This window comes from Kocuria sp. CPCC 204721 (assembly GCF_040980945.1).
In the GTDB taxonomy this organism is placed as follows: Bacteria; Actinomycetota; Actinomycetes; order Actinomycetales; family Micrococcaceae; genus Kocuria; species Kocuria marina.
Window position 1 is genome coordinate 138071 of record NZ_JAVKPO010000004.1, and the last position, 26707, is coordinate 164777.

The following is a 26707-nucleotide window of genomic DNA, read 5'->3' on the forward strand; positions in this document are numbered from 1 at the left end:
TACGACTGCATGGTCACCCCCGCAAGCCCCATCCCCCGAGCGGACAAACCGGTCGCGTGGCTGTGGATCCAGATGATCTTGGATTCCGTCGCGTGGATCGTGGCGCTGTGGGTCGCGGCGTTCCTCCGGTTCGAGATGAACGTGGAGCTCATCTCCGTGGGGGGCGTGATCATCACGTGCGTGGTGGCGGTCGTGCTGCAACTGCTCGTGGGCTTCTCGTTCGCCCTCTACAAGGGCCGGTACTCGTTCGGCAGTTTCGAGGAGGCCAAGCTGCTCGTGGTCGTGACCGTGATCGTCACGGCACTGCTCGAGGCCGTCCTGCTGGTCTTCGGTGTGGCCCTGTGGATCCCGCGCTCGCTGGGGTTCATCGCGTTCCCGTTCGCGTGCCTGCTGATGGCCGCGTTCCGCTACCTCAAACGCATGTACCAGGAATCCACGGCCAAGCCGGGTGAGCAGGCGCAGAACGTGGTGATCTTCGGTGCGGGCGCGCTGGGCACGTTCCTGGTACACCGCATGATGCAGGACCCCGCCTCCGGTTTCCTGCCCGTGGCCCTGCTCGACGACGACCCCGCCAAGAAGCACCTGCGCATCTCCTCTGTCCCAGTCATGGGCACGCTGCACGACGCCGCGTCCGTCCTGGAGCACACGCGCGCCGGCGTGCTGATCGTGGCCGTCGCGGACGTGGACCCCCGCACCATGCAACGCGTCTCGGAAGCCGTGGAGGGCACCGGGACCCGCGTCATGACCGTCCCGCCCCTGACCGAGATGCTCACCGGCGCAAACCAGAGCGTGGACCTTCGTGACATCTCCATGGAGGACCTCATCGGACGGCGGCCCGTGGACATCCACGTGGAGGCCATTGCGGGGTACGTGACCGGCAAGCGCGTGCTCGTCACGGGCGCGGGTGGGTCGATCGGTTCGGAACTGTGCCGCCAACTCGTGGGTTTCGAACCCGCCGAGCTGATCATGCTGGACCGTGACGAATCCGGATTGCAGGCCACCCAGATCTCCATCACCGGGCGTGGCCTGCTGGACGGCAACGACACCGTGCTCTGTGACATCCGCGATCCGGACGCGCTCACCCGGGTGTTCCAGGACCGCCGCCCCCAGGTGGTCTTTCACGCTGCGGCGCTGAAGCACGTGTCCCTGCTCGAGCAGTACCCGGACGAGGCGTGGAAGACCAACGTCATGGGCTCGCTGCACGTGTTGAGCGCCGCGGCCGCCGTGGACGTGGACGTGTTCGTGAACATCTCCACGGACAAGGCCGCCAACCCCACCACGGCGCTCGGTCACTCCAAGCGCGTGGCGGAGAAACTCACCGCGTGGATGGGGGACCGCACGGGCAAGCGCTACGCGTCCGTGCGCTTCGGCAACGTCTTCGGTTCGCGCGGGTCCATGCTACCGCTGTTCGCGGAACAGATCCGCCAGGGCGGGCCGATCACCGTGACCCACCCGGATGCCACCCGGTACTTCATGACCATCCCCGAGGCGTGTCAGCTCGTGATCCAGGCCGGTGCGATCGCGCACGGGGGAGAGGTGCTCATCCTGGACATGGGGGAGCCCGTGCGGATCCTGGACATCGCCCGCCGGTTGCGGTCGATGTCCGGGCGCGAGGACATCAGCATCGAGATCACCGGGCTGCGCCACGGTGAGAAGCTGCACGAGGACCTCATCGGCACGGGTGAGACCGACGAGCGGCCCTTCCACCCCAAGATCTCCCACGCCAAGGCCGAGCGCCTGGATCCCGCGAACCTGGACCGTCACGTGTGGAAGGTGCGCGGCGGGATGATGTTCACGGGGTCCATCCCGCAGGTCGTGGTGAGCACCCAGCCCAAGGTCACGGACTTCTCCGTGCCGCGCGCCGCCGAGTGCGCCCCGGCCACCGGACCCCGCGCCGAGGACGCGGACGCTGACGGTGCGGACGGCGACGCCGCCGAGGGACACACGGGCTGGAGGCGCCACGCATGAGCACCGTCCTCGCGTCCACCGCGTTCCTGCCCGCCCACGGCGTACCCACGGCCCCCGCGGTCGACACCGGCCCCGCCGCTCTCACGGACGGCCAGGCGCTGAACCTGTTGCTGGCCCTCGCCCCGTGGACACTCGCCGCTGCCTTCGTGCTCTCAGTGCTCCTGCCGTTCGCGGTCAAGCCGTTGCTGCGCCGGTGGGGCGTGATCGACATCCCGTCCGACCGGTCCTCGCACTCGCGGCCCGTACTGCGCGGGATGGGACTCGCGGTGGCCATCGCCCTGATCCTCACGTACGGGTTGTCCCTGGGGTTCGGTCTGATCCCCGTGGACCGCTCGCTCGCCCTGTCCGTGCTCGCCATGACCGCGGCCAGCGCGGCCCTGGGCTGGGCCGAGGACTACCGCGGCGTGTCCATCGGAGTCCGGTTGGGCATGCAGGCCCTCGTGGGCGCGCTCGGGACCGCCGCCATGATCGTGGCCCTGGGCATCCCCGCGTGGTGGTGGCCCGTGGGTGTGCTCGCGACCGTGGCCTACGTCAACATCGCCAACTTCATGGACGGTATCAACGGGATCTCCGGGCTGCACGGCGGCGTGGTGGGGCTGTTCTACGCGTGGGCCGGTGCGGCAAACGGGATGCCGTGGATGGTGTGCGCGGGCCTCGCGCTCGCCGGTGCGTTCCTGGGCTTCCTACCGTGGAACCTGGGGCGCGGTACGGTCTTCCTGGGCGACGTCGGCTCCTACGTCCTGGGCGGTGCCATCGCCGCGATCGCGATCGGCGCGTTCCTCTCGGGCGTCTACGTGGAGTACCTGCTGTCTCCGCTGCTGGTCTACCTCGCGGACACCGCCGTGACGCTCGTGCTGCGGATCCGCCGCGGAGAGGTCTGGTACACACCGCACCGGCAGCACGTCTACCAGCGCCTCACGGACGTGGGCCTGTCCCACGTGCAGTCCGCCACGGTGGTCACGACCGCCACGGCGTGCGTCAGTCTGATCTCCCTCTACGGTCTGCGGGCCGCGGGCACGGGTTCCGTGCTCGCCGGTGTGGCCGTGGTGCTCGTGATCGTGCTGTACCTCGTGTCCCCGGTGCTGCTCGACTGCGCCCGGAGCACCGCACGGAGTCTGCGCCCGTGACCCCTGACCGCGCTCCGCGTTCGTCGGCGGAATCCGCCGCGCACGACGCCGCCCGCTCCCGCCCCCCTTCCTACGCCCGGGGTGTGCGGGCCGGGGCCGTCATGTTCCTGATCCTGGGTGTGATTCTGCTTACACTTTCAGCCGTCGTGGACATGCTCTCGGCACCGCGCTCGGTGCTGCTCGGGGCGGGGATCATCGCGGTCAGCTCCGCAGCCACCGCCCTCGTGGCGGCTCAGATGTACCGCGTGGCACCAGCGGCCACGGCTCCCGCGCTCGCCGCGCTGTACCTCCTCAAGGTGCTCGTGCTGGGCTGGTTCCTGCTGTTCCTGGGGGCCCCGCCGTGGCTCGTCCCGCGCGTGTTCGCCGTGACCGTCCTGGTGTGTCTCGTACTCGCCCTGGCCGGTTTCACCGTGCTGACCCGCGGTGTCACCCGGCAGGACGCGCCCGAGCCCGCACCCCACGCGGCGTCGTCGGCCGTCGAACACGCCCACGACGACGCCGCTGCCGCCCCGTCCGTCCCTCCCGCCCGTGACTCGAGTGGCGGCCGGGCGGGGCACGACCGACCCACTCACGAAAGGCGAACGCCATGAGTTCCGCACCGAACGAGCCGGGAGACCGGCGCCCCAGGGACCTGCGGGGGATGTCAACGCGCATGCGGGACAACGCGCGCAAGGAAACCCTCCACACCGCGGGGGAGCTCGTGGAGCGTGGCGGTCTGGGTGGTGGGATCGCGGTCCTGCTGTACATCGTGGTCGGTGCGGTGTTTTGGAGTTTGGTAGGCTGGTTCCTGGATCACCTACTGGGAACTCGGTGGATTGTGATCGCGGGAGCTGTCTTTGGGGCGGCCGCCGGGGTGTACCTCGGTTATCTTCATATGAGGGACGCCTTGAACCGCAGTACCGCCCCGCAAAAGACCCCGTCGGAGACGAAGAAGTCATCCGGCATGGGCCCCGAGCCCAGAGTGTGACCGGTCTGGATACCGCAGAAAGGACCCGTATTGAACCCCGCCCTGAGGATTCCGGCCGAATTCGTGGCCCCGACCACGGAAGATGCGCATCTGCCCCCGTTCTTCGAAGTGGGTTCCTTCGCCCTCGGTAAGCACTCGTTGCTGATCCTGTTGTCGGTCGTTCTGATCGCCGCGTTCTTCATGTACGTGGTGCGGCGGCGAGCGCTGGTCCCCACCAAGGGCCAGTACCTGGGTGAGATGGGCTACGGGCTCGTGCGTAACCACCTGGGTCGCGACATCATCGGCGAGAAGGACTTCCGCCCGTTCGTGCCCCTGCTGTTCACCTTCTTCTTCTTTATCCTGGTGAACAACCTCTTCGGGTCCATCCCCGTCCTGCAGCTGCCCACGTTCTCGCACCCCGGCACCGCGTACGTCTTCGCGGCAATCGCCTACGTCGTGTGGGTCGGGGTCGGCATCAAGCGCCACGGTCTGGGCCACTTCATGGCCAAGATGACCATGCCGCCGAACGTCCCCAAGGTCCTGTACCTCATCCTGATCCCGCTCGAGTTCCTCTCGAACATGATCATCCGCCCCGTGACCCACGCACTGCGTGTGTTCGCCACCATGTTCGCCGGCCACATGGCCATCATGGTCGCGGCGGCCTTCATGGCGTACCTCGCCACCGAGGTGGGCGGCGCCCTGGGCATCGGCGGTTCGATCTTCGGTCTGGTCCTCGGACTGTTCATCTACTTCCTGGAGGTTCTGATCCAGATCCTTCAGGCCTACATCTTCACCCTGCTGTTCGCCGTGTACGTACAGGGCGCACTGCAGGAGGGGCACTAGCCCCACGAAGGAGCGCGACCTCCGGGCCGCTCACGTGACCATCGACCATTCACGGTTTCCCGTAATGGCACCACGGCCCGCTCCAGCGGGCACCCAGAAAGGAAATATCCATAATGGAAGGTTCGCTCAGCGTTATTGGCTACGGTCTCGCTGCCATCGGCGGTGGCATCGGTGTGGGTCTCATCTTCGCGGCTTACATGCAGTCCGTGGCCCGTCAGCCCGAGTCCCAGCGCGTGATCCAGCCCATGCTGTTCATGGGCTTCGCCGTGGTCGAGGCGCTCGCCATTCTGGGCTTCGTCCTGGCGCTGCTCTAAGGGCTCTCCCTTTCGCACTCGCCCTAACTAGAGAACAGGAATCGCGCTCATGAACGCAATGGTGTTGGCAGCTGAAGAGGGGCAGAGCCCTCTGTTCCCCAACGGCTGGGAAATGCTGATTACCTTTGTGGGGTTCGCAATTCTGCTCTTCATCGCGTACAAGTTCATCGTCCCGGCGTTCGAGAAGGTCTTCAGGGACCGCGCTGACGCCATCGAGGGTGGACTGGCCAAGGCCAAGGCTGCTCAGGCCGAGGCGAAGGCCGCTCGCGACGAGTACAACCAGCAGCTCGAAAGTGCCCGGCTCGAGGCCCAGAAGATTCGTGAGGAAGCTCGCTCCGAGGGCGAGAAGATCCTGGCGGACTTCAAGGATCGCGCCAACCTCGAATCCGCGCGGATCACCGAGAACGCCCACAAGGCCATCGAGGCCGAGCGTGCGGCCGCTGTGGTCTCACTGCGTGACGAGGTCGGCACTTTGGCAACACAGCTCGCGTCCAAGATCGTCGGGGAGTCCTTGAACGACGACGATCGCGCCAACCGCGTGGTCGATCGTTTCCTGGCTGATCTCGAGGCCGAGCAAGGTCGCACGGGAGCTGCACGGTAATGGCAGAAGCATCGAACGAACCCTATCGTCCGCTCTCCGTGGACGTTGACCGCTGGGCATCTGCCGCGAGTCCCGAGATCGCACACCAGTTGTTCGAGATCCTGGACATCGTGGACGAGAACGGCGCACTGCGCCGCGCTCTCACGGATCCCTCCCGGCCCGCAGAGAACCGCGCCCGGTTCGTGCACACGCTGCTCGACGGCCGCGCGCACGAGGTGGCCGTGGACGTCGTCGCCGAACTCGCGTCCCAGCGCAGCGCCACCGAGCGCCAGCTGGGTGACGGGATCGAACGCACGGCCGTGTTGTTCGCGGCCGCGTCCGCCGAGAACCGCGGCGGCGTGAACGCGCTCGAGACCCTCGTGGACGAACTGATCCGGTTCAAGTCCGTACTGGAACACTCCACCGAGGTGCAGAACGCGTTCTCGGACTCGCGCGCGAGCGCGCAGGCCAAGGTCACCCTGGCCCGTCGTCTCATGACGACGAGCTCGGAGGAGGTCTCCTTGCTGATCGAACGCGCGGTGAGCGAACCCCGGGGCGCACTACCCGGTCGCCTGCTCGGGCACTTTGCCGAGTGGGTCGCGGACCGTCAGCAGCGCTGGATCGCGCGGATCACCACGGCTCGTCCCCTCCGGGAGGACCAGACGGAGAAACTGCGCCAGGGTCTGAACCGGCTGTACGGACGGGACCTGAAGCTCACCACGGAGGTGGACCCGTCGTTGGTGGGTGGCCTGCGGGTGCAGGTGGGCGAGGAGGTCATCGACGGATCGGTGACCCACCGGCTGGAACAGTTGCAGCAGCGGATCGCAGCCTGATCCCCGCGCGCAGCGGGGATCGCGGGGAGTCGGTCGATGCCGGCATCTCGTCACGTTGCCCCCCGACCGCTGAGGCGGCCGCACGGCGATGGGGCAACGCATCGCGACAAGTACAACCGTGGTCATGGCTCGAGCGATGATCACAAGACGTAGAGAGCAGGGACAGTAGATGGCCGATGTGACCATCAATGCCGATGAGGTCCGTAGTGCGCTGAATGAGTTCGCGGCGTCCTACGATCCCGGCAATATGGAACGAGTAGAAGTCGGACGCGTGTCGTCCGCCGCGGACGGTATCGCGCATGTGGAGGGCCTGCCCTCCGTCATGGCGAACGAGTTGCTCAAGTTCGAGAACGGGGTGCTGGGCCTGGCCCTGAACCTCGACACCCGCGACATCGGCGTCGTGGTGCTCGGTGACTTCCAGGGCATCGAGGAAGGCCAGGAGGTGCACCGCACCGGCGAGGTGTTGTCGGTGCCCGTGGGCGAGGGCTACCTCGGTCGCGTCGTGGACCCCCTGGGCGAGCCCCTGGACGATCTCGGACCCATCGCCACCGAGGGTCGCCGCGAACTGGAGCTGCAGGCTCCGGGCGTGACCATGCGTAAGTCGGTGCACGAGCCGCTGCAGACCGGCATGAAGGCCATCGATGCCATGATCCCGATCGGGCGTGGCCAGCGTCAGCTGATCATCGGTGACCGCCAGACCGGTAAGACCGCGATCGCGGTGGACGCCATCCTGAACCAGCGCTCCAACTGGGAGTCCGGTGACGTGGACAAGCAGGTGCGCTGCATCTACGTGGCCATCGGTCAGAAGGCCTCCACGATCGCCGCGGTGCGCCAGACCCTCGAGGACAACGGCGCCCTGGAGTACACCACGATCGTGGCCGCTCCCGCGTCCGAGTCCGCCGGTCTGAAGTACCTGGCCCCCTACTCGGGTTCCGCGATCGGTCAGCACTGGATGTACGGCGGCAAGCACGTGCTCATCGTGTTCGACGACCTCTCCAAGCAGGCCGAGGCCTACCGTGCGGTGTCGCTGCTGCTGCGCCGCCCGCCGGGACGTGAAGCGTACCCGGGTGATGTCTTCTACCTGCACTCCCGTCTGCTCGAGCGTTGCGCCAAGCTCTCCGACGAGCTGGGCGCGGGCTCCATGACCGGTCTGCCGATCATCGAGACCAAGGCGAACGACGTCTCGGCGTTCATCCCGACCAACGTCATCTCCATCACCGACGGCCAGATCTTCCTGCAGTCGGACCTGTTCAACGCCAACCAGCGTCCCGCTGTGGACGTGGGCATCTCGGTGTCCCGTGTGGGCGGTGCCGCGCAGGTCAAGGCCATGAAGAAGGTCTCCGGCACGCTGAAGCTGGACCTCGCGTCCTATCGTTCCATGCAGGCGTTCGCCATGTTCGCCTCGGACCTGGACGCCGCGTCCCGTCAGCAGCTGACCCGCGGTGAGCGGCTCATGGAGCTGCTCAAGCAGCCCCAGTACACGCCGTACCCCGTCGCGGACCAGGTCGTGTCCATCTGGGCCGGTACCACGGGCCAGCTCGACGACGTCGACGTCGCCAACGTCGCGGACTTCGAGCGCGCGCTGCTGGACCAGGTCCGGCGCACGACCAACGTGATGGACTCGATCAACTCCACGGGCAAGCTCGAGGACGACGCGGTCGAGGCGCTCAAGACGGCCGTGGCCGAGGTCAAGCGGGACTTCCACGGTTCCAAGTACGGGATCGAGGCCGGGGTCGAGGAGCACGAGTCCCTGGGCGCGACCGCTGTGAACCAGGAAACGATCGTCAAGAAGTAACCGTTCTCGTGGTGCGCCGGGATCCGGCGCACCACGGCGGTGCCGAAAGGAAATTTCATGGGAGCGCAGATTCGGGTCTACCGACAGAAGATCGCGTCCACGTCGTCGATGAAGAAGATCTTCAAGGCGATGGAGATGATCGCGACCTCGCGCATCAACAAGTCCCGTCAGAGTCTCGAAGCCGCGTACCCGTACGCCAATGCGCTGACCCGCGCGGTCTCCCAGATCGCCACGCAGCACAACATCTCCCACCCCCTGACCACCGTCCCCGACGATGTGCGGCGTTCGGCCGTCCTGGTGTTCACGTCGGACCGCGGGCTCGCGGGGTCCTACTCCTCCAACGTGCTCAAGCGCACGGAGGAGTTGCTCGAGCTGTTGCGTTCGCAGGGCAAGGAAGCGCGCGTGTACCTCGTGGGCCGCAAGGCCAAGGCGTACTTCGACTTCCGGCACCGTGACTACGACGAATTCTGGACGGGCAACACGGACAACGCCACGACCGAGCGCGCCGAGGAACTCACGGACCAATTGATGCGCGACATCAACGCCCCGTACGAGGACGGTGGCGTGGACGAGGTGCTGCTCGTGTACACGCAGTTCAACTCCATGGTGAACCAGGAGCCCCGGGTGTTGCGCCTGCTGCCCCTGGAGGTCGTGGACGCGAACGACCTCGGGGACGAGATCTCCGAGCGTTACGAGGCCCTCGAGGAGACGCAGAACAACTTCGAGTTCGAGCCGAACGCGGAGGAGCTCTTCAACCAGATCCTGCCCCGGTACGTGAAGGCGCGGATCTACTCCGCCCTGTGCCACGCGGCGTCGAGTGAGCTCGCCTCCCGCCAGCGCGCCATGAAGGCCGCCGGGGACAACGCGACCGAGCTCATCAAGAAGTACACGCGCTTGATGAACAACGCCCGCCAGGCCGAGATCACCACCGAGTTGACCGAAATCGTCAGTGGCGCCGAGGCACTGTAGCCCGCGCTGCCCGCCCTTGCCAGCCGAAACGAAGTGAGAGAAATGACTGCCACAATCAACGACCAGGCCACCCAGCCGGTCTCGGAAGGTGCCACCGGCCGCATCGCCCGGGTGATCGGGCCCGTGGTCGACGTCGAGTTCCCCGAGAACCAGGTCCCCGACCTCTACAATGCGCTGACCGCGGACTACGAGTTCAACGGTCAGCCCCGCCGGATCACCTTCGAGACGGCACAGCACCTGGGCACCAACGTGGTGCGCGCGATCTCCCTGCAGCAGACCGACGGTCTGGTGCGCGGGACCCCCGTGCAGGACACGGGCGCCCCCATCTCCGTGCCCGTGGGTGACGTGGTCAAGGGCCACATCTTCAACGTACTCGGTGACGCGCTGGACCTGCCCACCTCCGAGCTGGACATCAAGGAGCGCTGGCCCATCCACCGCAAGGCCCCGTCCTTCGCGGAGCTCGAGGGCAGCACCGAGATGATGGAAACGGGCATCAAGTCCATCGACCTGCTGACCCCCTACATCAAGGGCGGTAAGATCGGCCTCTTCGGCGGCGCGGGGGTGGGCAAGACCGTGCTGATCCAGGAGATGATCACGCGTGTGGCCCGTAACTTCGGCGGTACCTCCGTGTTCGCCGGCGTTGGTGAGCGTACCCGTGAGGGCAACGACCTGTGGGTCGAGATGGAGGAGGCGGGCGTTCTCAAGGACACCGCCCTCGTGTTCGGCCAGATGGACGAGCCGCCCGGAACGCGTCTGCGCGTGGCCCTGACCGGTCTGACCATGGCGGAGTACTTCCGCGACGTGCAGAACCAGGACGTGCTGTTGTTCATCGACAACATCTTCCGGTTCACGCAGGCCGGTTCCGAGGTCTCCACGCTGCTGGGCCGCATCCCCTCCGCCGTGGGCTACCAGCCCACCCTCGCGGACGAGATGGGTGTGCTCCAGGAGCGCATCACCTCGACCCGTGGTCACTCCATCACGTCCATGCAGGCCATCTACGTGCCCGCTGACGACTACACCGACCCGGCTCCCGCGACCACGTTCGCGCACCTGGACGCGACCACCGAGCTCTCGCGTGAGATCGCCTCGCGTGGTCTGTACCCCGCGATCGACCCGCTGTCCTCGACCTCCCGCATCCTGGACCCGCAGTACGTGGGCCAGACCCACTACGACGTGGCCACCCGTGTCAAGGGGATCCTGCAGGAGAACAAAGAACTGCAGGACATCATCGCGATCCTCGGTGTCGAAGAACTCTCCGAGGAGCAGAAGGTCGTGGTCTCCCGCGCCCGCCGCATCGAGCAGTTCCTGTCCCAGAACACCTACACCGCCAAGCAGTTCACCGGCGTGGAGGGCTCCACGGTTCCCCTCGAGGAGACCGTCGAGGCCTTCGGCAAGATTTGCGACGGCGAGCTGGACAACGTCCCCGAGCAGGCGTTCTACAACGTCGGCGGCCTGGATGACGTCATGCGGCGCTGGGACGAGATCAAGGCCGAGACGGGCGAGAAGTAATCATGGCCGAACTCATCGTGGAAATCGTCGCCCTGGATCGCAAGATCTGGACGGGTACCGCGCGCCTCGTGCGGGTACGCACCACCGAGGGCGACATCGGCATCATGCCGGGACACGAGTCCATGGCGGGGCTGCTCAAGCCGGGGGAGTTCGCCATCGACCGTGTGGACGGCGACCGTCTCGTGGGCAGCATCGACTCCGGGTTCGTCTCCGTGGACAACAACCGTGTCACGGTGGTTGCGGACGAGGTCTCCCTGGATTCGGAGGCGCGTTCCGCCTGAGCGGTATCGCGTGACCCGTCGACGTCGACCCTCGTGCCTTCGGGTGCGGGGGTCGACGTCGTTCGCGTACCGTGGTGCGCCGGCCCAGGTGTCGCGGCGGACTGTCCCGTACTCGTGATCGAGGAGAATGCATGGAAGAGAAGATCGAAGTACACGGGCCCACGAAGGTCAACGGTGAGCTGCCCGTGTACGGCGCCAAGAACAGTGTGCTCAAGCTCATGGCTGCGGCGCTGCTCGCCACGGGCCATTCCACGATCACCAACGTCCCCGAGATCCAGGACGTCACGATCATGGCGGAGCTGTTGCGCCGGCTCGGGTGCGAGGTCTCGTACGAGCCCTCGGCGCACACCGTGACCATCGACGTCCCGGAGGAGCTCGGTCACCAGGCCGACTACGACCTCGTGCGGGCCATGCGGGCGTCCATCTCCGTGCTGGGCCCGCTCATGGCGCGCTGCCTCCAGGCCGAGGTCGCCCTGCCGGGCGGGGACGCGATCGGAACCCGGGGCCTGGACATGCATCGCGCGGGACTCGAGGCCATGGGGGCCCGGCTGACCATCGAACGCGGGTTCCTGCGAGCTAGTGCACCGGACGGTCTGACGGGTGCGACCTATCGACTGGACTACCCCTCCGTGGGGGCCACCGAGAACCTGATGACCGCGGCCACGACCGCCCGGGGCGTCACGGTGCTGGACAACGTGGCCCGCGAACCGGAGATCGTGGACATCGGCCGGATGCTGCAGGCCATGGGTGCACGGATCGAGGGGCTCGGTTCCACCACGATCATGGTCGAGGGGGTCCCGCGGCTGCACCCGGTCACACACCGCACGGTCCCGGACCGTATCGTGGCCGGGACGTGGGCCTTTGCCGCCGCGGTCACGGGCGGTCGCGTGGAGATCGTGGGCGCGGAACCGGAACACCTGGACGTGGTGCTGGCCAAGCTGCGCTGCGCGGGTTGCGAGATCAACACCGCCGATGGGCGGTTCGTGGTGCGCGGTCCCGAGCGGCCCAAGGCCATCAACGTCTCGACCCTGCCCTATCCGGGGTTCCCCACGGATCTGCAACCGTTCGTGGTGGCGCTCAACGCGGTGGCCGAGGGTAGTGGGATCATCACGGAGAACGTGTTCGAGGCCCGGTGGGGATTCACCGCGGAGCTTGAGCGGCTCGGTGCGCGTGTGCGCCTGGACGGGCATCACGCCCGGGTGGACGGCGTCCCGTCGAACAAGCTGTCGGGTGCTCCCGTGGAAGCCATGGACATCCGGGCCGGCGCGGCTCTCGTGATCGCGGGGATGGCGGCCCACGGGGTCACCGAGGTCTCCGGGGTGGGGCACATCGACCGCGGCTACGAGCACTTCGTGGACCATCTGGCCGGAGCGGGAGCCAAGGTGCAGCGCCGCATGGCGCGCAGTTGGAACTGACCGCCCCCGCGGCGCTCCTCGGATAACCCACCGCGCCCACCCCCACCCCTGCTCCTACTCAGCAAAAGCAGATTTTGGCGCGCTGAGCTGCTTCTGCTCCACTTGACATTCTGTGGAGTGGGATTGCCGCGGCGTGCGAACGTCCCGTGCGTTCCGGCATCTGCCCCTCAGCTCACCCGGCCCCGCGACTCGCTCGCGTAACAGCGGGCACGAGAAAACCCCCGCCACCTCGAAAGGCGACGGGGGTTTCGTCCGGGGAATGTCAGATGACGTTCACGCCGGTGGCCTGCGGGCCCTTCTGGCCCTGACCGATCTCGAACTCGACGCGCTGGTTCTCTTCGAGGGTGCGGAAGCCGCCCGACTGGATTTCGCTGTAGTGCACGAAGACGTCGCCATCAGCGTCGTCCGGCGTGATGAAGCCGAAGCCCTTCTCTGCGTTGAACCACTTAACGGTGCCCTGAGCCATAATGGGGCATCTCCTTCTGGAGTATGTAGTGCGTGCACACGATTGTGCACCTGAACCGGTACCGCGAGAAGGCTGTGGATGCGGCTCACAAGATGTTGTGCCACAGCGCCAGTCAGAACTTCACGCTCGCTACCATTCCTGCGAGCATGTCAAACATGATGCGAGAACACCTCAAGCATCACATACTGCCGCCCCAGGGTCAATCGGCATCAGGTGATTTACTACGAGGTCCGAGAATATGACCGGTTTCCTCCCACGCTATCCGTAGACGGATTCCGACATAGGGGGCTGATCAGAAGAGGCGGGACTGGGTGTCCACGTTGCCGCGCATCTCGTCGTAGTCCAGGGTCAGGCACTCGATGCCGCGGTCGCGCGCGAGGACACGGGCCTGCGGTTTGATCTGCTGGGCCGCGTAGACACCTCGCACGGGGCTCAACAGAGGATCGCGGTTGAGCAGTTCGAGGTAGCGGGTCAGCTGCTCCACGCCGTCGATGTCACCGCGGCGCTTGAGTTCCACGGCCACCGTGGCCCCGCCGGCGTCCCGCGCGAGGATGTCCACGGGGCCGATGCTCGTGGGGTACTCGCGACGCACCAGGGAGAACCCGTCCCCGAGCAGGGTGATCTGCTCCGCGAGCAACCGCTGCAGATCGGCCTCCACACCGTCCTTGACCAATCCGGGGTCCGTGCCGAGGTCGTGGGTGAGCTGGGAGTGGACGGTCATGATGTGGATGATCAGCCGGTCGTCGGACTTGCCCGCCTGGACCTCCCACACCTCGCTCACACCGTCCGCGGCAAGCTCGTCGGACGGTTCGCGCACGTGCATCGTGGCGGGCGGGCTCATCCAATTCAGCGGTTTGTAGGATCCGCCGTCGGAGTGGATCAGCACCGAGCCGTCCGCCTTGAGCATAATGAGCCGACGAGCCAGGGGCAGGTGCGCGTTCAAGCGCCCTTCGTACCGGACCGAGCAGTCTGCAATCACTAAACGCACCAGGACAGCCTAGCGGTCCGGCTGCCCCCGGCTCACGCGCTCTTGTGCACCGGCGACGACGCCGCGCGTCGGCATGGGCGGCAACGGCACGGAGCTGCCGCCGCGGACGACGGCCCGCACCTGCCTGCTCGGACGACGACGCGCCCCCACCTGCACGGGCGACGACGCGGCGCGGCGGGGTACAGCGGCGTCGCCGCCGTCAGCGCGCGTCCTGGCGCGGGACGAAGACCTCGCGCACCAGCAGCAGTCCCGCGGCCGCGGTGGGGATGGCGATGAGTGCACCGAGGATGCCCCACAGCGCACCGCCGGCGGCCACCGCGATCACCGCGACCGCGCCGGGAACGGCCACCGCGCGGGCCATGATCCTGGGCGAGACCACGTAGGCCTCGAGCTGGAGGTACGCGAAGTAGCACAAGGCAAACGGGATCGCGGTGTCCCACCCGCCGAGCGTGGCCATGAGCGTCACGAGGATGCCGGCGAGCACGCCACCCACCAGGGGGACGAACGCGAGCAGCGCGACGAACAGGACCAGCAGTGTGGCGTAGGGGACCCCCGTGACGTTCATGAGGATGAACGCGACGAGCGCGTTGAGCAGTGCCACGCACGCCTGACCCATGACGTAGTTGCCCACGCCCTTGGTCATCTGGTCGCCCAGGTGCTTGACCCGGGCGCGCTTGCTCGCGGGGGCCAGGCGATAGCACCAGGCCTTGATCGTGGGCAGCGAGAAGAGGAAGTACAGGCTCAGCGCCATGACGATGAGCGTCCCGGTCACTGCATTGATCACCACGCCGCTCACGCTCACGACCGAACCGAACATCCCGCCCAGCAGGTTCTCGTCCGTGGCGAGGCGTTCCTGGAAGGCCCCGGTGGTGTGTTGCACGGACGCGGCGATGTCGAAGCGGTCGTCCAGGCCCTGGAACAACTCGGAGTTCATGAACTCGGTCACGAGCTCGGGGGCGCGGGCCACGAGTTGCTGGGCCTGCTCGATCATGCGGGGGACCACGACCATGATGAACGCGGTGATCACCAGGGCCAGGGCCAGGATCACCACCCCGGCGGCCACCGCGCGGGGCAACCCCTTGGTCTCGAGCCGGCGGACCAGGGGATCCATCCCCAGACAGATGAACGCGGCCGTGACGATCCACCCCACGAGTCCGCCCACGTTGGTCAGCAAGTAGTAGCCCAGCAGCGCGATCCCCACGCCCACGGTGAGCAGGAAGCCCGTCTGGATGGGATGCGTCCGCGTGTTCACGGGGTGGTCCCACGGCGCACGCCGCACGGGCTCTCCACCCGCAGCGGGTTCGGGCGGCACCTCGAAGCGGTGGCGGGTCGGACGGAAACGCGCGGGGGGCCGACCCTGCGCTCCTGGGGATGTGCTCACGCCGGAAGCGTACAACGCCGGGCCGCCGGGACTTCCAGCGTTCCCGGTGCACATAATGGGAGCAAAAGACACCCGTCCGTGCGCCCGGGAACAGGGCGCACGATCGAGTCCGCGTCCCATGTCGCGGACTCGCCGTCGAAGGAGGTTCCCATGAGCGAATTCCCCCGTTCCACCCCGGACCAGCAGCCCCCACGGGACGAGCAAGCGGTTCCTGCGTCCGTGCGCGGTGCCGTGGATCTCGGCGCGTCGGGCGGTGCCCGGACGGGTGCCCCGAACGACGACGCCGCGGCGGCGTCCGCGGGCGTCGGTAGCTACCGCGTGGAGCTGACCACCGCCAACTTCCAGCGCTACGCCGAGGCGTCCGCGACGTACCCTGTGGTCGTGGTGCTGCACGCGCCCCAGAGCCCGGAGTCGGAGACGTTCGTGGACGTGGTCGGGCGGGTCGTGGACGAGTTCCGGGGTCGGCTCATGCTGGGGACCGTGGACGCCGCTGCGGAACCGCAGATCGCGCAGGCGTTCCAGGCGCAGACCGTTCCCACCGTGCTCGCATTGCTCGGTGGGCGCGTGGTGCCGCTCGTGAACTCCACGGTCTCGGAACAGCAGTTGCGTGAGCTGCTGACCGAGCTCGTAAGCCTCGCGCAGCAAAACGGCGTCACGGGGACGGCCGAACCGGTCGCGGCGAACGAGCCCAAACCCCTGCCCCCGCTGCACCAGGAGGCCCTGGACAAACTCGAGGCCGGGGACCTGGCCGGCGCGGAGGCCAGTTACAACAAGGCGCTCGCGGAGAACCCGGGTGACCACGACGCCAAGCTCGCACTCGCTCAGGTGCACCTCTTGCAGCGCGTGAGCGCGATGGACGCGACCGCCGTGCGGGAAGCCGCGGCCGCTGATCCCACGAACGTGCAGGCCGCTCTGGACGTCGCGGACCTGGACCTCTCCGGTGGGCACGTGGAGGACGCGTTCCGGCGCCTGCTCAACCTCGTGCGCACCACGGCCGGGGACGACAAGGATGCCGCGCGGGCGCGTCTCGTGGACTTCTTCGACGTCGTCGGCGCGGAGGATACCCGCGTGGTGGCCGCGCGCGCCCAGTTGATGCGGGCGCTCTTTTAGGCTGCCGCTGATGTCCGGGCTGCGGCTGAAGTCGACCGGTACGGGCGGTGGGCCTTGCGCCGACGCGCGGCCCCGGACGGGCGTCGGCGCAAGGCCCCGGTGAAGGGTTGGCGGGATCCTCGGGTCGACAGTGATGAGGTCCGGTGAATCCGCCATGCCACGCGGGTCACTCAGTACATTGGTGACATGAGTAGCCCAGTGAACGGACCCACGACCCCGCGCCGCGAGCCCGCCCCCGGCGCCGGGGGACCCGTGGCGAACGACCCCTCGACAGAGCAGCAGGGAGCACCCCGGCACGCGGCGCCCTCTGAGTATGCGGCACCCCCTGGGGCCGCCCAGCGGTATGCGGCGCCCCATGCCACCACGCAGTACGCGCCCCGAGACCCCGCGCTGCACTCCGGCACGGGGACGCCCGCGCTCACCGTGCGGGACCTCACCAAGTTCTACGGCCAGTCCGGCCGACCCGCCGCGGATCATGTGAACCTCACGGTGCCGCGGGGCTCCTTCTACGGCCTCGTAGGGCGCAACGGCGCTGGCAAGACGACCACGCTGTCCATGGCCACGGGATTGCTGCGCCCTTCCGCGGGCTCGGTGCTCGTGGGCGGGGGAAGCCGCGACGAGCTCGTGGACGTGTGGCGTGATCCCGTGACCGCCAAGCGACGCATGGGTGTGCTGCCCGACGGCGCCCACCTGTTCGACCGGCTCACGGGACGCCAGCTCGTGACCTACTCGGGTCTGCTGCGCGGGATGGACCGCGAGCTCGTCGCGCAGCGGACCGAGGACCTCATCGTGGCCATGGACCTGCAGGACGCAGCGGGGCGCCAGGTGCAGGACTACTCCGCGGGTATGACGAAGAAGATCGCCCTGGCCGCGGCCATGATCCACGCACCGAGCCTGCTCGTGCTGGACGAGCCGTTCGAGTCGGTGGACCCGGTCTCCGCCGCGAACATCCGATCGCTGCTGCACCAGTACACGAATTCGGGCGGCACCGTGGTGGTCTCGAGCCACGTGATGGACCTTGTGCAGCGCATGTGCGATCACGTGGCCGTGATGGACCAAGGCCGTGTCCTCGCGCAGGGGACCATGAACGAGGTGTGCGTCGGCATGTCCCTCGAGGACCGGTTCGTGTCCTTGGTGGGCGGACGCACCGAAGCGGGGGAGGGGTTGCAGTGGCTGCGTCCCGAGTGAACGACCCGCGCGACGCCGCGGCTCCCGACCACCTCGACACCGCATTCGCAGAAGGCCCCGCACAGGACGTCGCGCCCGACGCCGCCGTTCCCGCCTCCGTGCGCCCCTCGCACGGCGGGGGTGAACCCGTCACGCGCAGCATCGGGGCGTTCGAGGAGGCCCGGCGGTTGGCCGGGCTGAAATGGCGCGTGCTCATCAACACCCTGACCCGCAGCACGTGGATCCTGGTGGGCACGATTCTGGGTGGCCTCTACGCACTGTTCCTCCTGGGGATGGCGCTGACCGCGTTGATCGCGCTCGGGGGTGAATCCCTCGAGACCGTGGTGGTCGCGTCGGTCCTGCTGGGTTCCCTGCTGCTCGTGGGCTGGTGGCTCGTACCGCTGGTCTCGTCCAAGGCCGACTCCACGCTGGACCCTTCCCGGCTCGCCCTGTTCCCCCTGAGCACCACGGGTCTGGTGGCCGGCCAGGTGGCAGGCGCGGTCGTCGGGATCCCGGGGGTGCTGACCGTGATCGCCCTGCTCGGCTGGCTGTTCTCGTGGCGCGGTTCCACGGTGGCGCTCATTGCGGCAATTCCGTGCGCGATCATCGGCGCCCTGCTCGCGTTCGTCGGTTCGCGCTGCGTTACGGCCCTGGGCGCGAACTTCGCGAAGGGGCGGCGCGCGAACGAGATCATCTCCATGGTCGTGCTGGTTCTCGTTGTGCTGCTGGGGCCCCTCATCTCCTTGTTTGCGACCGGCCTGGGCCAGGTGTGGCAGCTGCTGCCCACATGGGCGGGGGTTCTCGCGTGGACCCCCCTCGGTGCGATCTGGGCGGTCCCCGGCGACGTCGCGTCGGGTCACTGGCTCGCGGCCCTCGCCCGGGTGGCGATCTCCTTGGTCACGCTGCTCCTGCTCGTGGTCGCCTCGCGTGCGGGTCTGCGCCGCGCCCTCGGCGACGCCGCCGGCGGAGCCGCCCGGGGGACGTCCCGCCCGCAGGAGGGCGTCGGTCTGTTCGACCGGTTCCCGGCGAACCAATGGGGTGCGGTGGCCGCACGGTGTCTCACGTACTGGCTCAAGGACCCGCGCTACTCGGCGTCGCTGCTCATGATCCCCGCGATCGGGGCGGTCTCCTGGTTCATCGCGGGTGAGTCGGGGTTCAGTCTGTGGGCGCTGCCCCTGTTCGTGTCGCTGCTCATGGCGTACGCGATCTCCGCGGACGTCTCCTACGACAACACCGCGTTCAGCCTTCACGTGCTGGCGCCGGTCTCCGGGCGTGCGGATCGGCTGGGGCGCGTGGTGGCCCTGCTGATCGTGGCCGTGCCGCTGGTGCTGCTCTCGATCGTGCTCTGGCTCGCGGGCGTGCAGCGCTGGGACGCCCTGCCCGCCGTGGTGGGCGTGTGCGTGGGGATCCTGCTCGGTGGCGCCGGCGTGGTCTCGATCGTCTCGGCCCGGTACACGTATCCCACGCCGCCCCCGGGCGCGTCCCCCATGAAGACACCCCAGGGGTTCACGATCCTCAACCTGGTGGTGCAATTCGTGATCATGGGTCTGATGGCCCTGCTCGCGTTCCCGGCCGGGATCCTGCTGATCGTGTACCTCGTCACGGGAGCCGCCGTGTGGTGCTGGCTCGCGCTCGCGGTGGGCCTCGTGGAAGGCTTCGTGGTGTTGTGGATCGGCGTGCGTTCGGGCGGTAAGTGGCTGGACGCGCGCGGGCCCGAACTGCTCCAGGAGGTGGCCGCCTACCGGTGAGCCGGGCCCGGTGCGCGGGGTAGAGTGGGGGACATGGAAATCACCGAAGCCCAGGAATTCACGGGTCCTTCCGTGCGCTCCTCCCGGGTGATCAGCAACGGTCTGTTCGGCACGAAGCCCGAGACCGTGGGTGGCACCTCCACGATCGAGCGCGAGGACACCCGGCAGCTGCAGGAACCCGGTGATCACGAGCGGTTCGCGCACTACGTCCGGAAGGAGAAGATCATGGAGTCGGCACTGTCCGGCGAACCCGTGATCGCCCTGTGCGGCAAGGTGTGGACCCCGGGTCGGGATCCCCAGAAGTTCCCCGTGTGCCCGGAGTGCAAGGAGATCTACCAGGGCCTGCGTCCCGGCAAGGACGAGCCCGAGAACTGACCACCCTTCCCTTCTCGTGAGGTCCCGCGCCGGGCGGGACCACCGGCGGCGCCCGCGCTCAGCGGGCGCCTTTGCCGTGCAGGGTCGCGCGGGCGTCGTCGTCCGTGCCTCGTACGACGGCGATCCGAGCGTCGTCGTCCGCGCGAGCGAGACCCCCGATCCGTGTGACGGGACCGGAGTGGATGCGCGCCAACGAGCGCGCGGAGAGGACGAGCACCACGTGTCTGACAGCGATCAAATGTCCCTTTTCGGAGCCGCGGCGGATCTCCCGCCGGCCTATCCGGACCGGGCGGCGTGGGGGACCGCGCCCAAGTTGCGCGCGTGGCAGGCGGAGGCGATCCACCGCTACGAACAAGCCCAACCGCGTGATTTCATGGCCGTGGCGACCCCTGGTGCGGGTAAGACGACCTTCGCGTTGACCGTGGCCAAGAAGCTGCATGACGCGGGGACCGTTCAGCGCGTGACCGTGGTGACCCCCACGGAACACCTCAAGCGCCAGTGGGCCGACGCCGCGGCGCGCGTGGGACTCGCGATCGACCCCAACTTCAAGAACGCGGACGGCCAGCACGGCCGCGGCTACATGGGCGCGGCCGTGACGTACGCACAGGTGGCCAACAAGCCGCTGCTGCATCGCGCGCGCACCGAGGCCGGGCGCACGCTCGTGATCATGGACGAGATCCACCACGCCGGTGACTCCCTGTCCTGGGGCGACGGGCTGCGCGAGGCCTTCGAACCCGCGACCCGCCGGCTCGCCCTTACGGGTACACCGTTCCGCTCGGACACCTCGCCCATCCCGTTCGTGAGCTACGAGGAGGACGGGGACGGGATCCGCCGGTCCACGGCCGATTACACGTACGGGTACGCGGACGCCCTGCACGATCACGTGGTGCGTCCCGTGATCTTCATGGCCTACTCGGGTCAGATGCGCTGGCGGACCTCGGCCGGTGAGGAGATGGCCGCCCAGCTCGGGGAGGGGTTCACCAAGGACATCACGTCCCACGCGTGGCGTACCGCCCTGGACCCGCACGGGCAGTGGATCCCGTCCGTGCTGCGCGCCGCCGATCAGCGGCTCACGCAGGTGCGGCGCACCGTCCCGGACGCCGGGGCGCTCGTGATCGCCACGGACCACCAGGACGCCAAGGCCTACGCCGAACAGTTGCACGCCATCACGGGGGAGCGGCCCACCGTGGTGCTCTCGGACGACAAGACCGCGTCCAACAAGATCGACGAGTTCTCCGAATCCGACAAGCGCTGGATGATCGCGGTGCGCATGGTCTCCGAGGGCGTGGACGTGCCCCGGTTGGCCGTGGGCGTGTACGCCACGTCCACCTCCACGCCGCTGTTCTTCGCCCAGGCGGTGGGTCGCTTCGTGCGCGCCCGCAAGCGCGGGGAGACCGCGTCCGTGTTCCTGCCCTCGGTGCCCACGCTCATGGCGCTCGCCAACTCCATGGAGGAGGAGCGGGACCACGCGTTGGACAAGCCCAAGAACATGCCGGGGGTCGTGGACTTCGACCAGCCCATGGAAACGGGCTGGGACGACGACCTGCTGGATGAGGCCAACCGCGAGGACAAGGCGTCGTCGTCCCTGGCCCAGGGCAACTTCCAGGCCCTGGACTCGGACGCGTCCTTCCACGGTGTGCTCTTCGATGGCGGCGCCTTCGGCGGTGGCGCGGCGGTTGGTTCCGAGGAGGAAGCCGAATACCTGGGGATCCCCGGGTTGCTCGACGCGGACCAGGTCTCGGCCCTGCTGCGGGAGCGGCAATCGCGCTCGGCCCAGCGCAACGGTCGGAGCGGCCATGACGCACCCCAGACCCCCGCGGTGCCGGATCACCGCCGCCTGAAGGACCTGCGCTCGCAGCTGTCCAAGAACGTCTCCGCGTGGTCCGCGCGCACCGGAACACCGCACGGGGTGATCCACAACGAATTGCGCACCAAGTGCGGAGGCCCGGCCGTGGCCCAGGCCTCCGAGGACCAGCTGACCGCACGGATCGCCCTGTTGCAGCGCTGGTTCATCGGCCGGAAGTAGCCGACGCCGCGTAGTGGCCGACGCGGCGACGCGGCCAAGCGACGCAGCGTCGCGGCCCGCACGGCGGCGCGGCGGGCGTTCAGTCCAGGTCGGTCACGACCTCCGCGCCCGCGGCCTCGAGTTCCTCGACCGCCCGCTCACCGGACTCGGCTGCCACGGGCGCGGTGAGCGGCAGCAGCACCCGGGTCTCGTAGCCGGCCTCCACGGCGTCCTTGGCGGTGGCCAGCACGCAGTGGTCCAGCGCGAGACCGACGACGTCCACGGCCTCGACGCCGCGTTCCTGCAGCCAGTCGTCCAGGCTCACGCGTTCTTCGCCGGAGTCCTCCTCCGGTTCCCCCATGGGGACGTCCACGTCCGGGGCGGACAGGCCCTCGAAACCGGAGTAGGCGGCGTCGTATGCGCCCTTACGGAAGTACTCCGTGACGTACTCGGTGTCGAGATCGGGGTGCGTGTCAGCGCCGGTGGTCTCCGCGACGCAGTGCACGGGCCAGCTCGTGACGAAGTCGGGGGTGTCGCTGAAGTGCTCCCCGGGGTCAACATGCCAGTCCTGGGTCGCGGCCACGGCAACGTAGTCGCCGTGGTGGTCCTCGAGGTACTCGGAGACCTGCGCGGCGACCGCCGCCCCGCCTTCGACGGCCAGGCTGCCGCCCTCGCAGAAGTCGTTCTGGATGTCCACGATCAGCAATGCAGTGCGCATGGCTACCTCCCTGGTCAGTGTGCGGTTCCGGGTTCGATCACGGTGGGGATCACGGGCTCGCCCTCGGAGAGTCGGCGCGCCGCGCGGGGCAGTTCGGCCACGGAATCGACGTGGCGCTGCCGGGCACGGGTTACGGCCTCGGGGCCCGTGTAGCCGTCGTGCAGCTCGCCGCCGGTGACGTAGTCCACGAGCAGGGGGCGGTCATCGCCGTCGTCCTCGGGCATGTGTGACACGCCCACGATCTCGTGTGTGGCCACGCCCTTGGGATCACGACGGCGCAGCGCGTACTTCTCGCCGCCCACCGACTTCTTGCCGGAGGACGCCTTGGCCACGGGTTCCATGGCACCCGAGGCGCCCTCGCGCGAGACGAGCTTGTAGACCATCGACGACGTGGGGGCACCCGAGCCCGTGACGAGGCGCGTGCCCACGCCGTATGCGTCCACGGGAGCGGCGCGCAGGGCGGCGATCGCGTACTCGTCCAGGTCGCTGGTGACCGTGATCCGGGTGTTGGAGTTGCCGAGCTTGTCGAGCAGCGCGCGCACGGACGTGGCCTGCGTCACGAGGTCGCCGGAGTCCAGGCGTACGCCCCCGAGGTCCTTGCCCGCGATCTCGACGGCGAGCGTGACGGCCCGTTCGACGTCGTACGTGTCGACCAGAAGGGTCGTGGACACACCCAGCGCGTCCAGTTGGGCGCGGAACGCCTGCTCCTCGGAGTCGTGCAGCAGGGTGAATGAGTGGGCCGCGGTGCCCACGGTCTTGACCCCGTAGCGGAAACCGGCCTCGAGGTTGGAGGTCGAGTCGAAGCCCGCGACCACGGCGGCGCGGGCCGCGGCCACGGCCGCCTGCTCGTGGGCGCGGCGCGATCCCATCTCGATGCACGGGCGCTCTCCCGCGGCACCCACCATGCGGGAGGCCGCCGAGGCCACGGCGGAATCGAAGTTCAGGACGGAGAGGATGTAGGTCTCCAGGACGCACGCCTCGGCGAACGAGGACTCCACGCTCAGCAGCGGCGAGTGGGGGAAGTACGTCTCGCCCTCGGCGTAGCCGCGGATCTGGCCGGTGAAACGGAAGTTCTCCAGGTACGCCACGGTCTGGGCGTCCACCACGGCGGTGTCCCGCAGGAACCGCAGCTGCTCGTCGGTGAATCGGAACTGCTCGAGCCCCTCGAGCACCCGGCCCATCCCGGCGAACACCCCGTAGCGGCGGCCGTTGGGGAGTCTGCGGGCGAAGACCTCGAACACGCTGCGGCGGGACGCGGTGCCTGCCCGGAGCGCGGCCTGCAACATGGTGAGCTCGTAGTGGTCCGTCAGCAAGGACGTGGGCTGCGGGTGCCAGGAATAGGTGTGCTCGTTCACGTGGCCAGCCTAGTGGGCCGTCCGTCGTGCGCACATCCGTGTCCCCGTGACTACCATGGAGGCGATGTTCACTACGCACCGCGCCGTCCCCGCCCGGATCCCGGCCGTCCTGATGAGCTCCGCGCCGGCGGAGTCCCCCGTGCTCGAACGGGAGGAGCAGGCGGTCACGGCCATGAACGTGCCGTGGAACGTGGTGGTGTGGGACGATCCAGTGAACCTCATGAGCTACGTGGTCTACGTGTTCCGCACCCACTTCGGCTACTCCGACGCCAAGGCCCGCACACTCATGCTCGAGGTGCACAACCGGGGCCGCTCGATCGTGTTCACGGGAACCCTCGAGGAGGCGGAGACGCACGTGAGCTCGCTGCACGGCTACGGCCTGTGGGCCACGTACGAGAAGGCGGGGGAGCACTGATGGCGCACGGGTTCAAACGCACGCGCAAGGGCATCGTCGGTCGGTTCGAAGCCCCCGAGGTGCGGTTGTTGCAGAAACTGTTCTCGGACGTGGGGGAGACCCTGGCGCCCGCAGCGCGCGAGGACGGACCGGCTCGCAACGACGACCCGCTCGAGGCGCTGGTCGGCTGGGACGAGGAGGTGGCCGAACCCACGGACCCGGCGGTGCGCAGGCTGCTGCCCGCGGCGTCGTCGGACCCGGAACAGGCCGCGGAGTTCCGGCGACTCACGGACCGCTCGCTGCGCGAACGCAAGACCGCGGCGTTGCGTGCGTCCTCCCTGGCCCTGGAATCCCAGCCCGTGGTGCTGAGCCTGGCGCAGGCACAGGACTTCGCGCGCTCCCTCAACGACGTCCGCCTGGTGCTGGCCTCCCGGCTGAACATCGACTCGACCGAGGCCGCCGAGCGCGTGGCCGAGCTGACCGACTTCGGCCGGGCCGAGGACGTGGAGCAGTACATGGGTGTGGTCTACAACTTCGTCTCCTGGCTTCAGGAGACCCTCATGAACGCGCTGCTGAAGACCCTGCCGCCCCGGTGACCGGGGATCGCCAAGGTCACACGTCTCATGCGCGAGGGCGCGCGCGAAAAGCACTACAGTTTTCCGGTATGCAGGTGCACGAACGTCCCACCGGTCCCAATCCCAACTCGCCCATCGGCGTGTTCGATTCGGGTGTGGGCGGGCTCACGGTGGCGCGGGCGATCATCGACCAGCTGCCCAACGAGGAGATCCTCTACGTCGGTGACACCGCGCACGGCCCCTACGGGCCCCTGCCGATCGCCGAAGTGCGTTCCAACGCCCTGCGCATCATGGACGACCTCGTAGATTCCGGGGTCAAGCTGCTCGTGATCGCGTGCAACACCGCGTCCGCCGCAGTGCTGCGGGATGCGCGCGAGCGTTACACGCGCGGTTACAACATCCCCGTGACCGAGGTCATCCAGCCCGCGGTGCGCCGCGCGGTGGCCACCACGCGCTCCGGTCGGGTGGGGGTGATTGGCACCGAGGCGACAATCGGCTCGCGCGCGTACGACGACACGTTCGCGGCCGCACCCCAGCTCGAAATCACGTCCGTGGCGTGCCCCGAATTCGTGGAGTATGTGGAGCGCGGCGTCACCACGGGGCCCGATCTGTTGCGCACCGCCCAGCACTACCTCCAGCCCCTCAAGGACGCGAGCGTAGACACCCTGGTGCTCGGGTGCACGCACTACCCGCTGCTCACGGCGGTGATCTCTTACGTCATGGGCGAGAGCGTGAACCTGGTCTCGTCCTCGGAAGAGGCCTCGCGGGACGTCTACCGCTGCCTGTTGGACAACCACCTCGAGCGGGATCCCGAGCTCGCTCCCCACCACGAATTCCTGGCCACGGGGGACCCCGTGAGCTTCGAGGTCCTCGCCCAACGGTTCCTGGGCCCCGAAGTGGTCCGCGTCCGGCACACGGCGTCCGTCGCGGAGCAGTACCCCACCGGTTCCCTCGCCACGATCCACGCGGCTCAGCGCTGAGTCGGCACCAGAAAGGCGATCACCCATGATCCTCACAGTGATCGGTAACACAGGAAGTTTTCCCGGGCCCGATGCCCCCGCCTCGTGCTACCTGCTCTCCGGCGAAGACGCGCACGGGCGCACGTGGCGCATCGTGCTGGACATGGGCAACGGTGCCCTGGGTGTCCTGCAGCGCCACATCGACCTGCACGAGATCGACGCGATCATGCTCTCCCACCTGCACCCGGACCATTGCGTGGACGTGGGCGGTCTGCACGTGGCCGTGAAGTGGGATCCCCGCGGATGGCAGGGCGGTCGCATCCCGATCTACGGTCCGTCCATGCTGCACGGCTACCTCAACCAGCTGCACCTGTTGCCGCCCGAGCATTCGATGGACACCGAGTTCGACTTCCACGTGTGGCAGGCCAACCAGCCCGTGACCGTGGGTCCGTTCACGGTCACACCCCACCCAGTGAACCACCCGTGCCCCGAGCCCTATGCGCTGCGCGTCGAGTACCGCGGGGCCCAGGGCACGGAAGTCCTCACGTATTCGGGGGACACCGACGTGTGCGACGAGCTCGTGGCAGCGGCCCGAGACGCGGACGTGTTCCTGTGTGAGGCCGCCTACCAGGAGGGCCGCGAGGACCATCTGCGCGGGATCCACCTCACGGGCAAGCGCGCGGGAGAGACCGCGACCGCCGCGGGTGTGCGTCGGTTGCTGCTGACCCACCTGCCCGTGTGGAACTCGGTGGACACGGCCACGGCGGAGGCCGTCGGAGCGTTCTCCGGCCCGGTCACGGTGGCCCGCGTGGCCACGAGTTACGACGTCGCCGGGCCGACCGACCAGTCGTTCACTGCATTGGCAAGCGCGGTGACCGGGGACTAG

General features: G+C 68.2%; 28 protein-coding genes. 22 read left to right on the top strand and 6 right to left on the bottom strand.

All coding sequences use genetic code 11. The features are described from left to right. The first annotated feature begins 9 nt into the window (after positions 1–9). The 13 genes from RF637_RS05825 (at position 10) to murA (ending at position 12580) form a co-directional block, all read left to right on the top strand. Positions 10–1968: a polysaccharide biosynthesis protein gene (locus tag RF637_RS05825; RefSeq protein ID WP_368844374.1), complete on the top strand. Its 1959-nt coding sequence runs from the start codon at positions 10–12 to the stop codon at positions 1966–1968. Continuing rightward, positions 1965–3095, top strand: a complete 1131-nt coding sequence (locus RF637_RS05830) for a glycosyltransferase family 4 protein (protein WP_368844375.1) — start codon at positions 1965–1967, stop codon at positions 3093–3095. The genes RF637_RS05825 and RF637_RS05830 overlap by 4 nt, the downstream gene beginning before the upstream one ends. Next, positions 3092–3685 (top strand): hypothetical protein, encoded by a 594-nt coding sequence (locus tag RF637_RS05835; RefSeq protein ID WP_085106347.1) that lies wholly within the window; start codon positions 3092–3094, stop codon positions 3683–3685. The genes RF637_RS05830 and RF637_RS05835 overlap by 4 nt, the downstream gene beginning before the upstream one ends. Next, a complete protein-coding gene (locus tag RF637_RS05840; protein ID WP_064845328.1) occupies positions 3682–4062 on the top strand; it encodes a hypothetical protein in 381 nt (126 codons plus the stop codon). The genes RF637_RS05835 and RF637_RS05840 overlap by 4 nt, the downstream gene beginning before the upstream one ends. Before the next feature lie 30 nt (positions 4063–4092). Continuing rightward, positions 4093–4884 (top strand): F0F1 ATP synthase subunit A, encoded by a 792-nt coding sequence (gene atpB / locus RF637_RS05845; RefSeq protein ID WP_144930710.1) that lies wholly within the window; start codon positions 4093–4095, stop codon positions 4882–4884. A 113-nt stretch (positions 4885–4997) separates the two neighbouring features. After that, positions 4998–5198: an ATP synthase F0 subunit C gene (gene atpE / locus RF637_RS05850; RefSeq protein WP_035964663.1), complete on the top strand. Its 201-nt coding sequence runs from the start codon at positions 4998–5000 to the stop codon at positions 5196–5198. 49 nt (positions 5199–5247) lie between these two features. After that, positions 5248–5799: a F0F1 ATP synthase subunit B gene (locus RF637_RS05855; protein WP_035964661.1), complete on the top strand. Its 552-nt coding sequence runs from the start codon at positions 5248–5250 to the stop codon at positions 5797–5799. 38 nt (positions 5800–5837) lie between these two features. Continuing rightward, positions 5838–6611, top strand: a complete 774-nt coding sequence (locus RF637_RS05860) for a F0F1 ATP synthase subunit delta (protein WP_240505585.1) — start codon at positions 5838–5840, stop codon at positions 6609–6611. 169 nt (positions 6612–6780) lie between these two features. Then, complete coding sequence (gene atpA / locus RF637_RS05865; protein ID WP_368844376.1) at positions 6781–8406, top strand: F0F1 ATP synthase subunit alpha; 1626 nt, start codon at positions 6781–6783, stop codon at positions 8404–8406. A gap of 57 nt (positions 8407–8463) precedes the next feature. Further along, positions 8464–9375, top strand: a complete 912-nt coding sequence (locus RF637_RS05870) for a F0F1 ATP synthase subunit gamma (protein ID WP_144998107.1) — start codon at positions 8464–8466, stop codon at positions 9373–9375. Between the two features lie 42 nt (positions 9376–9417). Beyond that, the gene (gene atpD / locus RF637_RS05875; RefSeq protein WP_085106342.1) at positions 9418–10884 is read left to right on the top strand and encodes a F0F1 ATP synthase subunit beta; all 1467 of its coding nucleotides are present in this window, start codon (positions 9418–9420) and stop codon (positions 10882–10884) included. A gap of 2 nt (positions 10885–10886) precedes the next feature. After that, positions 10887–11165 carry a F0F1 ATP synthase subunit epsilon gene (locus tag RF637_RS05880; RefSeq protein ID WP_064845716.1) on the top strand — a complete coding sequence of 93 codons (279 nt, stop codon included), beginning with the start codon at positions 10887–10889 and terminating at the stop codon, positions 11163–11165. Positions 11166–11296: 131 nt separating this feature from the next. Further along, positions 11297–12580, top strand: a complete 1284-nt coding sequence (gene murA / locus RF637_RS05885; protein ID WP_144998111.1) for a UDP-N-acetylglucosamine 1-carboxyvinyltransferase — start codon at positions 11297–11299, stop codon at positions 12578–12580. 262 nt (positions 12581–12842) lie between these two features. Here murA and RF637_RS05890 read toward each other — a convergent pair whose 3' ends face one another. From RF637_RS05890 to RF637_RS05900, 3 genes are all read right to left on the bottom strand, one after another. After that, positions 12843–13046 carry a cold-shock protein gene (locus RF637_RS05890; protein WP_064845714.1) on the bottom strand — a complete coding sequence of 68 codons (204 nt, stop codon included), beginning with the start codon at positions 13044–13046 and terminating at the stop codon, positions 12843–12845. 292 nt (positions 13047–13338) lie between these two features. Further along, the gene (gene nucS / locus RF637_RS05895) at positions 13339–14034 is read right to left on the bottom strand and encodes an endonuclease NucS (RefSeq protein ID WP_064845713.1); all 696 of its coding nucleotides are present in this window, start codon (positions 14032–14034) and stop codon (positions 13339–13341) included. A 199-nt stretch (positions 14035–14233) separates the two neighbouring features. Beyond that, positions 14234–15415, bottom strand: a complete 1182-nt coding sequence (locus tag RF637_RS05900; protein WP_368844377.1) for an AI-2E family transporter — start codon at positions 15413–15415, stop codon at positions 14234–14236. A 150-nt stretch (positions 15416–15565) separates the two neighbouring features. Between RF637_RS05900 and RF637_RS05905 the strand changes: the two genes are divergently transcribed. The 4 genes from RF637_RS05905 to RF637_RS05920 all read left to right on the top strand — a co-directional run bounded on the left by RF637_RS05905 (position 15566) and on the right by RF637_RS05920 (position 19815). Then, positions 15566–16525: a co-chaperone YbbN gene (locus RF637_RS05905; RefSeq protein WP_368844378.1), complete on the top strand. Its 960-nt coding sequence runs from the start codon at positions 15566–15568 to the stop codon at positions 16523–16525. 186 nt (positions 16526–16711) lie between these two features. Then, on the top strand, positions 16712–17713 hold the full coding sequence (locus RF637_RS05910; protein WP_368844379.1) for an ABC transporter ATP-binding protein: 1002 nt from the start codon (positions 16712–16714) through the stop codon (positions 17711–17713). Continuing rightward, on the top strand, positions 17695–19440 hold the full coding sequence (locus RF637_RS05915) for a hypothetical protein (RefSeq protein WP_368844380.1): 1746 nt from the start codon (positions 17695–17697) through the stop codon (positions 19438–19440). The genes RF637_RS05910 and RF637_RS05915 overlap by 19 nt, the downstream gene beginning before the upstream one ends. Positions 19441–19464: 24 nt before the next feature. Next, positions 19465–19815: a DUF3039 domain-containing protein gene (locus RF637_RS05920; protein ID WP_186368835.1), complete on the top strand. Its 351-nt coding sequence runs from the start codon at positions 19465–19467 to the stop codon at positions 19813–19815. Positions 19816–19873: 58 nt separating this feature from the next. Here the strand turns inward: RF637_RS05920 and RF637_RS05925 are convergent, their stop codons facing one another. After that, complete coding sequence (locus RF637_RS05925) at positions 19874–20053, bottom strand: hypothetical protein (protein WP_121544245.1); 180 nt, start codon at positions 20051–20053, stop codon at positions 19874–19876. Here RF637_RS05925 and RF637_RS05930 point away from each other — a divergent pair, their 5' ends adjacent. Further along, the gene (locus RF637_RS05930; protein ID WP_167318356.1) at positions 20054–21841 is read left to right on the top strand and encodes a DEAD/DEAH box helicase; all 1788 of its coding nucleotides are present in this window, start codon (positions 20054–20056) and stop codon (positions 21839–21841) included. It abuts the gene before it with no gap. A gap of 79 nt (positions 21842–21920) precedes the next feature. Here RF637_RS05930 and RF637_RS05935 read toward each other — a convergent pair whose 3' ends face one another. Together RF637_RS05935 and RF637_RS05940 are read right to left on the bottom strand one after the other, a co-directional pair. Then, positions 21921–22538, bottom strand: a complete 618-nt coding sequence (locus tag RF637_RS05935) for an isochorismatase family protein (RefSeq protein WP_368844381.1) — start codon at positions 22536–22538, stop codon at positions 21921–21923. 14 nt (positions 22539–22552) lie between these two features. Beyond that, a complete protein-coding gene (locus tag RF637_RS05940) occupies positions 22553–23893 on the bottom strand; it encodes a nicotinate phosphoribosyltransferase (protein ID WP_144998125.1) in 1341 nt (446 codons plus the stop codon). A 112-nt stretch (positions 23894–24005) separates the two neighbouring features. Here RF637_RS05940 and clpS point away from each other — a divergent pair, with 112 nt between their 5' ends. The 4 genes from clpS to RF637_RS05960 all read left to right on the top strand — a co-directional run bounded on the left by clpS (position 24006) and on the right by RF637_RS05960 (position 26707). After that, positions 24006–24308, top strand: coding sequence for an ATP-dependent Clp protease adapter ClpS (clpS, locus tag RF637_RS05945; RefSeq protein WP_183085797.1), 303 nt, complete (start codon positions 24006–24008; stop codon positions 24306–24308). Next, the gene (locus RF637_RS05950) at positions 24308–24883 is read left to right on the top strand and encodes a DUF2017 domain-containing protein (RefSeq protein WP_085106333.1); all 576 of its coding nucleotides are present in this window, start codon (positions 24308–24310) and stop codon (positions 24881–24883) included. The genes clpS and RF637_RS05950 overlap by 1 nt, the downstream gene beginning before the upstream one ends. A gap of 68 nt (positions 24884–24951) precedes the next feature. Then, positions 24952–25842, top strand: coding sequence for a glutamate racemase (gene murI, locus RF637_RS05955; RefSeq protein WP_098054744.1), 891 nt, complete (start codon positions 24952–24954; stop codon positions 25840–25842). 25 nt (positions 25843–25867) lie between these two features. Next, positions 25868–26707, top strand: coding sequence for an MBL fold metallo-hydrolase (locus RF637_RS05960; protein ID WP_064845704.1), 840 nt, complete (start codon positions 25868–25870; stop codon positions 26705–26707).

Bases quoted from the DNA above. Each gene is read 5' to 3' on its own strand.
- RF637_RS05825 (WP_368844374.1), top strand. From the start codon at position 10: ATGGTCACCCCCGCAAGCCCCATCCCCCGAGCGGACAAACCGGTCGCG.
- RF637_RS05830 (WP_368844375.1), top strand. From the start codon at position 1,965: ATGAGCACCGTCCTCGCGTCCACCGCGTTCCTGCCCGCCCACGGCGTA.
- RF637_RS05840 (WP_064845328.1), top strand. From the start codon at position 3,682: ATGAGTTCCGCACCGAACGAGCCGGGAGACCGGCGCCCCAGGGACCTG.
- atpE (WP_035964663.1), top strand. From the start codon at position 4,998: ATGGAAGGTTCGCTCAGCGTTATTGGCTACGGTCTCGCTGCCATCGGC.
- RF637_RS05855 (WP_035964661.1), top strand. From the start codon at position 5,248: ATGAACGCAATGGTGTTGGCAGCTGAAGAGGGGCAGAGCCCTCTGTTC.
- atpA (WP_368844376.1), top strand. From the start codon at position 6,781: ATGGCCGATGTGACCATCAATGCCGATGAGGTCCGTAGTGCGCTGAAT.
- RF637_RS05870 (WP_144998107.1), top strand. From the start codon at position 8,464: ATGGGAGCGCAGATTCGGGTCTACCGACAGAAGATCGCGTCCACGTCG.
- atpD (WP_085106342.1), top strand. From the start codon at position 9,418: ATGACTGCCACAATCAACGACCAGGCCACCCAGCCGGTCTCGGAAGGT.
- RF637_RS05880 (WP_064845716.1), top strand. From the start codon at position 10,887: ATGGCCGAACTCATCGTGGAAATCGTCGCCCTGGATCGCAAGATCTGG.
- murA (WP_144998111.1), top strand. From the start codon at position 11,297: ATGGAAGAGAAGATCGAAGTACACGGGCCCACGAAGGTCAACGGTGAG.
- RF637_RS05890 (WP_064845714.1), bottom strand. From the start codon at position 13,046: ATGGCTCAGGGCACCGTTAAGTGGTTCAACGCAGAGAAGGGCTTCGGC.
- RF637_RS05905 (WP_368844378.1), top strand. From the start codon at position 15,566: ATGAGCGAATTCCCCCGTTCCACCCCGGACCAGCAGCCCCCACGGGAC.
- RF637_RS05910 (WP_368844379.1), top strand. From the start codon at position 16,712: ATGAGTAGCCCAGTGAACGGACCCACGACCCCGCGCCGCGAGCCCGCC.
- RF637_RS05930 (WP_167318356.1), top strand. From the start codon at position 20,054: ATGTCCCTTTTCGGAGCCGCGGCGGATCTCCCGCCGGCCTATCCGGAC.
- RF637_RS05935 (WP_368844381.1), bottom strand. From the start codon at position 22,538: ATGCGCACTGCATTGCTGATCGTGGACATCCAGAACGACTTCTGCGAG.
- clpS (WP_183085797.1), top strand. From the start codon at position 24,006: ATGAGCTCCGCGCCGGCGGAGTCCCCCGTGCTCGAACGGGAGGAGCAG.
- RF637_RS05950 (WP_085106333.1), top strand. From the start codon at position 24,308: ATGGCGCACGGGTTCAAACGCACGCGCAAGGGCATCGTCGGTCGGTTC.
- murI (WP_098054744.1), top strand. From the start codon at position 24,952: ATGCAGGTGCACGAACGTCCCACCGGTCCCAATCCCAACTCGCCCATC.
- RF637_RS05960 (WP_064845704.1), top strand. From the start codon at position 25,868: ATGATCCTCACAGTGATCGGTAACACAGGAAGTTTTCCCGGGCCCGAT.